Genomic DNA, 7,284 nt, shown 5'->3' with positions numbered 1-7,284 from the left:
CGATTTTGAAGCGCCGCAGATCATTCCGGACGGCGGCTTTATCGTGCGTGGCAATCGCCCGCAGATTACCGGCGATGCAATTGCACCCAACATCGAAGTCAAACCTGACCCCTATCTTGTCGTGCATAGCTACGAACAGCTGTCGCGCTTTGCCTTCAAGGTCGATCAATCGTCGGTGGTGAACGTCAAGCTGCTGCCGCCGGGCAGCGTCGACCCCAACGACCCGGGCGCTCTCACCCTCGTCAGCAACGAAACGCTGGCCTCCGAGGTTTTGCGCGAAGTGCAGTGGACCGGCAAGGACGAGGTCGATTCCAACTTTGTGCTCACCGAAGGACAGGGCATGTTCAACCTGCTGATTACGGCGACTAGCGTACGCAGCGGAGTCACGGCCAAGTACCTTGGCGTGCTGCACTTGGAGAACTGAGCATGAAATTCCATCGCAACGCGATGCCTATCGCGGTCGGGTTGTTGGGCGCCTGTATCTCGGGATCCGTTCTCGCGGCCGACCTTGCCTATCTGGCACACGACGGACTGTACTGGCAGGCCGCGATCATGGCCGATGACGGTGCCAATGCTCGCTTGATCACGCGCTCGGCCGGTGACAAGACCCGCCTGTCCTGGTACCCCGATGGCCAACACCTGCTGCTTAACAAGGCCGATGGGTCGGTGGTGCGTGTCGCCATCGAGGATGGCAGCGAGCAGGCCATCGACATGCCGTTGCCCGGCGTGCTCGACGCCGTGGTGTCGCCCGACGGCCAACAGATCGCCTTTTCGCTGAGCGCAGCCGGTGTCGCCGATGCCAATCACATCTGGCGCTTCACCCCGCCCAAGGGCGCAGTCAAGCAGGTCACCCGCATGACCACCATGCAGCACGAGCCCGCTTGGAGCCGCGACGGCACAGCGCTCTACTTCTTGTCTGGCGGCGGTGGCCAAGTTCACGACGTGCAGCGCGTCGACTTAGCCTCAGGAAACGTTGAGCAGCTTACCGGCGGCAGTCTCTACAACTTCGATGTCGACGAAGGCCCCAACGGCCAAATCGTGTATTCAAGTAACCGCAGCGGCAATTACGAGATCTGGGTGCAGACCGGCTCAGGTCAGCCACAGCGCCTTACCGATCATCCGGCGCTCGACAGTCGCCCCGCGTGGTCAGTCGATGGCGAGCACATCGCCTTTGAGAGCGCCCGTGGCGGTGCCATGCACGTTTGGCGAATGGCCAAGGATGGCACGGATGTAACGCGCATCAGCCCTGAAGCGCAGTTGGCCCGTCACCCGGCGTGGCGCCCCTCCGGAGCCCAGCAATGAGAGCACTGACCATCCACTTCGCCCTGGTTCTGAGCTTGGCGGCCTGCAGCGCGCATGCCGTGCAGATCACTCACGTTACCGTTGAGAGGCAGCAGTTTGATCCGTCAAACGGCGATCTCTGGCAGCTTCAGTTCGAGCTCAGCGAGCCGGCGGCCGGGCATCTGCGCTTATACGATGGCAGCGACGTGCAAGTTCGTGTGATTGCGTTTGAGGGACAGCCGGGCAACAACAAGCTGAGCTGGGACGGGCGTGATCAGTCGGGCAGGGCGTTGCCCAACGAGGCCTATCACTACGTGATTGAGGCGGAAACCGCCAGCGGTGATCGCGCGGTTTACGATCTAACCGATATCACCGGCGGACAGGAACTCACCACCCAAACGGCGCGTTGGGATTCAGAAACCAAGCAGATTTCCTTCAGCCTGCCGCGCCCGGCACGCATCAACGTGCGCGCGGGCCTGGGTCAACTGGGCCCCTTGCTACGCACAGTCGTCGACTGGGTGCCGAGGATGGCTGGCGAACAGGTCGAGGCTTGGGATGGCAAAGATAACTCGGGCCTGTTGGATCTGACCCGGCATCCGCAGCTCGAAATCGCGGTGCAAGCCTACTCACTTCCCGACAACGTGATCTTTGTTGGTACGCCTCCGCAGCGGGTGGCCCTGTCGAACCAGGGGGCCGGCGCCGCCAAGCGCGAGGTGAATCAGCCGCAGGTGAAGAAGATGCACTATCACGCCCAGCAGCCGCTGGCAGAACGCGGTGACATCGCCATCGGTATCGCGTTGCCGGCAGGCACGCCGCAGGACAAAGACGGCACCTGGGTGATCTCCGGCATCGTGCCGTTCATGCTCGAGGTCGCGCCGGAAGACAAACAACGGGTTCTCGATCGCCGTTTCGAGCCGGTGTTTTTTGTCGACGGCAGCTACGTGTTCGAGAACGAGGTGGGCTTCTTGCCCACTACATGGATCATGGATGCCTCCCGCTATCCGGAAGGCGAACACTTCGTCACCGCCAATTTGCGCGGCTATGAAGGCAATTTTGGAATCGCCACCGTGCGAGTCCGCATTCAGCACGGTGAAGCCCAATGACGAATCGACTTTCCAGCACGAACACCATGTTCCAGCGGGTTCTGCTCAAGACGCCTGGCGTTGCGCTGGGCATGCTTCTAGCGTTGTTCCTGCTGCCGATAGCGCATGCGCATCACTTCGGTGGTACGACCTATGCTGACGACGAGGGTGTCTCAACGTCTGGGCCGGGCGGCGGCTGTGACGACAACATATGCTGTATCGGCGGAGGCACGGGTGATGGCGGTGATGGAGGTCCTGGCGCCGATCCGTCTGATGGTTTCGACGGCGGGAATGCAGGCAAGCCGATCAGTCTCTATGACGGCCGCGAGCGATATTCCGCGTTCGACCTCTCCGTGGGCAGTCAGTACCCCATCTCGTTAACTCGCCGTTTCGACAACCTCGCGCTGTACGATTCCAGTCTGGGGTTTGGCTGGGCGTTCGATCACGACAGACGCCTCTTCGAGTATCCCGATGGCAGTGCGATCATTCGCAGCGGCTGCGGCATGCGCCATCGTTTCGTGTCGACCGGCAACGCCTATGTCGCCTCGCGCGACGGTGTGCAGGCCACATTGCAGCGACGCAATGATGGCGGTCATGAGTTGCTGTTCCAGAGCGGCGCGCGCGATGTGTACGACGCTGAAGGTCGACTGGCCTACATGATCAACGCGCAGGGCTGGCGCCATGCGTTCACTTACGACAGCCGCGGCAAGCTGCCCTTGACCGGAACCTCGCCGAACAGTATTGATCCGGACAAACCGCTGGTGGTGGCCTTGATGCCGCGCCTCACCCGCATCGATCTGCAGGCGCCCGACGGCTCGTCCACCGGTCACGCCATCGAGTTCCACTACAACGAGGCGACCGGGCGCTTGCAGCGCGCCAGCACCTCAGACGGCCGTGAAGTCAGCTACCAGCACGACGTCTGGCAGGGTGCCACGCGCGGCAATCTGGTGGCGGTCAACGGTACCGCCAGCGGCGACTACGCCTACGGGTATGACGACAGCCGTTTCCCACACTACGTCACGTCGTTCCAGGGCGGTGCCGCGACGGTGCCGGTGGTGAATCAGTACGACGCCGATGGCCGCGTGGTGGTGCAAACCCAGGGCCGCAGCAAGATCGAGATCCGCTACGTTGATAAGTACCGGCGCACCGAAGTCACGCGCTCCGTGTTTGATGCGCAGGGCACCTCGCTGATCGCCGGCACGCGCACGGTCTGGTTTGATGAGGCCGGCTATCTCGAGAAGGAAACCAATGAGCTCAACCACGAGCTCAAGATCATCCGCAACGAGCGCAAGCAGGTGGTGCGGCAAGAGGTGTGGGAGCGCATCGGCAACGGCTATCAGCTGTTCACCGCCACCGACTTCACTCGCGATGCGCTGGGTCGGGCGCTGACCGAAACCGTGCGTCTCAGCCCCAGCGAATCCCTGGTCACCCAGTGGACCTATGACGATGATTGGGTGGTGAGCCGCGAGAGCTACTCCACCGCGGCGCCGAACAGCCGCAATCGGGTGGAATACGATCTGAATCGCGATGCCACCGGTCGACCGACCGGCTACAGCGAAGTGCGCCATGTGCGCAGCGACGGCAGCCACACGCGCACGCGTTATGCCTACTGCACGGAGCAGGATGTCGCCAACCCCAGCCTGGGATGCCCGGTGCTGGGCTTGCTGAAGTCGATCGATGGCCCACGCGAGGACGTTCAGGACATCACCCAGTTCCAGTACTTCACCAGCACCGACACCAGCGGCTGTGGCTTGGCGCAGGGGCCGTGTCACCACCGCGGTGATCTCGCCCGCACCGTCAATGCCGCCGGGCAGGCGCGGGTCATGCTGCGCTACGACGCCGCGGGCCGCCTGATCGAAGCGCAGGATGCCAATGGCGTGAGCACGGTCAATGCTTACGACGCACAAGGGCGCCTGCTGTCGAGCACGACCGGCGATGCCACGCAGCAGTTTGAGTACAACGCGCGCGGTCTGTTGACGAAGCGTACTGACGCCGAAGGCCCCGAGGTGCGCTACCAGTACGACGACCGCGGCTGGCTCAGCGCCCTGATCGCCGCCGACGGATCGCGCATCGTCTACGAGCGCGATTCGGCCGGGCAGGTGCTGCGCGAGCGCACCCTGAATGCAGCCGGCCAGGTCACCCGCTCAAGCGAGCGCAGCTACGACAAACGCGGTCAGCTGATCAGCAGCAAAGATGGCCTCGGTCGCACCACCCTGTTCAAGTACGATGCGCTCGGCCGGCAGACCCAGATCACCGACCCGATGGGCCGCCTGACGGAGCAGCGCTACGACGCCGCCGGCCGCCTGGTGACCTCAATCGGCGATGCCGCGGTCGCCGCGATCCGTGCGACCAGTCATTTCCACTACGATGGTGCCGGTCGCTTGATTGGAGTGACCGATCCTAACGGTCTGAACACCCTGTATGTCTATGACGACCTGGGCCAACTCGAACAACTGATCAGCCCGGATACCGGCATCACCCAGTATGCAGTCGACGACGCCGGCAATCGCATCAGCGAGACCGATGCCCGCGGAGTCGCCGCCACCTCTACCTACGATGCGCTGAATCGTCTGCAGTCGGTGAGCTATCCGGACAGCAGCAAGAACCTGGCGTTCCACTATGACGAGGGCAACGCGATCACCGGCTGTGCCGCCTCGCACCCTATCGGTCGTCTGACCCGCGCCATCAAGGGCGTGGTGGAAACCCGCTACTGCTACGACTTTGCCGGTCGTGTGACCGAGAAGCGCGAGATCATCGGCGGTCGCGAATTCCGCGTGGGGTATCGCTACGACCGCGACGGTCGTCTGGCCAGCGTCGAGTATCCCAGCGGGTATCGCGTGCGCTATTCGCGCGATGACGAGCGGCGTCTGAGTGCCGCCGTGCTGGTGGCGGCGGACAGCAGCGAGCGCGTGGTGGTGCAGGATCTGCAGTACGCAGCGTTTGGCCCGACCACCCAGCGTCGCTATGGCGACAACAGCCAGACGACGATCACCCACAACGCCAACTATCAGGTCGAATCGATCGCTTCGCCGGCGTTCTCGCTGGGCCTGACCCTGGATTGGGTGGGCAATATCATTGCCTCGGAATCGGGCGCCGGCATTCAAGAGCAGTATCGCTACGATGCCCTGAATCGACTGCTGCGGGTCGGGTCGCCGGGCGGTGGCCTGAAGCAGGAGTTCAGCTATGACGCCACCGGCAATCGTCGCAGCGAACAGCGTCAGGGCGAGACGCCGGACACCTACCAGTACGGCAGCGATAGCCATCGCCTGCTGCAGGCCAATGGCTTAAGCCGCAGCTACGATGCACGTGGCAACACTGTCAGTGGCCTGGTCGCTGGTGCAACCCAGCGCTATGGCGACGACGGCCGACTCGATGCCTGGATGACCGCCAGCGCCATCACCGGCTACCTGCACAATGCCCGCGGTGAGCGCGTGCGCAAGCATCAGGGCGAAAGCTGCGCCAGCGCGGCCTGTGTCGGTCGCTACTTTATCTACGACGAAGCCGGTCACCTGATCGGCGAGTACGCCGCCGACGGCAGCCCGATCCAGGAACATATCTGGGCCGACGACGTGCCGGCGGGCCTGCTGAACGGCAATGATCTGCTCTACGTCCACACCGACCACCTCGGCACCCCGCGGATGATCACCGATGCGGAACAAGTGGTACGCTGGCACTGGCCGTTCGCCGATAACGCGTTTGGTGAACGGGCGCCGGTGGCGGTGGAGCAGGGGGTGGAGTATGGGATGCGGTTTCCTGGCCAATACTACGATTCGGAATCCGGGCTGCATTACAACTATTACCGCGACTATGATCCCTCAACAGGTAGGTACGTTGAGAGTGATCCGATTGGGTTGTTAGGCGGGCTCAATACCTTTGCCTACGTCGGCGGGCAACCCATCATGCAGCATGACCGGCTTGGGTTGTGTTGGTCAAAGGCTGATTCTGTAGCCCACTTCTACCTTGGGATGGGACGAACTGTAACCATGCAAGAAACGGGTTGCGCGGGACAGTTGACTTCGAAAACGCAGCCTGAGCGGGCCATTTGGGAGTCGCAGGTTCGCACGGCTGCCGAGGCTAAAGCGCGATCAATGCCGTGCGGCACCTTTACACGGATGATGATGTCTCGTTCGGTAGGTATCGCATCGGGCATTTGGTGGATTGGCGGCTTTTCGATGAAGCAGGAGGGCAACTGCATTGTCAAGCGCAATTGCGCCGACAACTCAGGCGGCATGTGTCGCCCTGAAACGTACTCTTTCGATTGTTTATTGACGAGCTCATTCGCTGATCTCTTTAGTGATCCGAGCGATTGGGACAACAGCGGGTACACAAACAACCCCGATTTTTGGGACCACTACCAATACGGAGGCACTCCGTACTTGGTGACTGGAAGCTGGTATGAACGAGTCTCAGGAGGAGGAACACTATGACGCGGCTCGTTCTATTCATCAGCCTATTCTTGGTTGCGGCGTGTTCAAAGACCGAGACAGTTGAATTGCCCAATGGCTACAAGATCTGGGCCATGAACCCCAAAGAAATCTATCTTTCGAACGCAGCCAATGAACTGGTAGTTGGGTTTGCTATCGCGAACGTTGGCGTAGATGGTGATCTGGTCGTGGTCGAGTGTGTTGACGCAACGCCAGCAACGTCACCGAATGGCTATTTAAACCAGAAGGGATACTCACTGGTAAATACGAGCAGCGGGAGCATCGAAACTGGCCTCACTCTGCCTGACGTTGAGCGGAGAGCATTGGAAGTGGGGTTTGATCTGGCGGCCTTGAAACCTGTGTCCGACTACTTCTAGCCCGCGTAGGGCGGGTTCTTAACCCGCCACTGCCTAACGCTCACTTCCCCCACAACGCTCGGCCTCGCCGGGCGTGGCCGCATCCGCTACCCAATCAACTGCGCGACGGTATGCCGCACG

The 7,284-nt window shown here is 61.8% G+C and carries 5 protein-coding genes; all 5 read left to right on the top strand.

All coding sequences use genetic code 11. The features are described 5' to 3' along the window. Positions 1-424: hypothetical protein (locus tag IFO71_RS21095; RefSeq protein WP_192031669.1), on the top strand; the 424-nt coding region annotated here is incomplete at its 5' end. 2 nt (positions 425-426) lie between these two features. Then, positions 427-1,302 (top strand): TolB family protein, encoded by an 876-nt coding sequence (locus IFO71_RS21090; protein WP_192031668.1) that lies wholly within the window; start codon positions 427-429, stop codon positions 1,300-1,302. Beyond that, positions 1,299-2,384, top strand: a complete 1,086-nt coding sequence (locus IFO71_RS21085) for a FlgD immunoglobulin-like domain containing protein (protein WP_192031667.1) — start codon at positions 1,299-1,301, stop codon at positions 2,382-2,384. Before IFO71_RS21090 ends, IFO71_RS21085 begins: the two co-directional genes overlap by 4 nt. Next, the gene (locus tag IFO71_RS21080) at positions 2,381-6,790 is read left to right on the top strand and encodes an RHS repeat-associated core domain-containing protein (RefSeq protein ID WP_192031666.1); all 4,410 of its coding nucleotides are present in this window, start codon (positions 2,381-2,383) and stop codon (positions 6,788-6,790) included. The genes IFO71_RS21085 and IFO71_RS21080 overlap by 4 nt, the downstream gene beginning before the upstream one ends. Next, positions 6,787-7,164: a hypothetical protein gene (locus IFO71_RS21075; RefSeq protein ID WP_192031665.1), complete on the top strand. Its 378-nt coding sequence runs from the start codon at positions 6,787-6,789 to the stop codon at positions 7,162-7,164. Before IFO71_RS21080 ends, IFO71_RS21075 begins: the two co-directional genes overlap by 4 nt. The last annotated feature ends 120 nt before the right edge of the window (positions 7,165-7,284 follow it).

The organism is Pseudomarimonas arenosa (genome assembly GCF_014841215.1).
In the GTDB taxonomy this organism is placed as follows: domain Bacteria; phylum Pseudomonadota; class Gammaproteobacteria; order Xanthomonadales; family Xanthomonadaceae; genus Pseudomarimonas; species Pseudomarimonas arenosa.
This window is presented reverse-complemented; position numbering and strand designations above follow the sequence as displayed.